General features: G+C 39.3%; 1 pseudogene. It reads right to left on the bottom strand.

The features are described from left to right. A pseudogene (locus HC176_RS16205) lies at nt 1–475 on the bottom strand (bifunctional metallophosphatase/5'-nucleotidase); the annotation flags it as partial. Nucleotides 476–494 lie beyond the last annotated feature (19 nt).

Genomic DNA, 494 nt, shown 5'->3' with positions numbered 1-494 from the left:
GAAGCAAATTTCCAACGAGTTTATCAAAAGAACTTTCAGTTTTGTATTGCCTGTCTATCACCTCTGTTGCCGTTGCTATACCTTCCTCAAGATGATCACGGTACGAAGCCCGAAGTTCTTCAATAAGATTCTCCATTTCCCGGTCTTTTTCAAAATCACTTAACCACAGTAATCGATGATTTGCTTTTACTCCTGTTAATTTGCGGTCTTTGATCTCCAAATCAATTTCACCCAGAACTGCAGCATCTGACAGAGCCTGTACCATATAAGTATTATTAATTATTTCGGGTTTTGTAATGAGATCGTGGCTATGGCCTCCCAATATGATGTCAATTTCAGAAAATTCTTCCGCAGTTAATCTGTCAACAGCAGTTCCCTGGTGGGAAAGCAGTACAATAATATCTGCCTTGTCTTTAAGCTCAGGTAAAACTTCCTTTAAGACTTCATTCCCACGGAGAAATTCCAGATCCTTCATATTCTCTGAATTACCCGTA

Source organism: Tamlana crocina (assembly GCF_012037625.1).
This window is presented reverse-complemented; position numbering and strand designations above follow the sequence as displayed.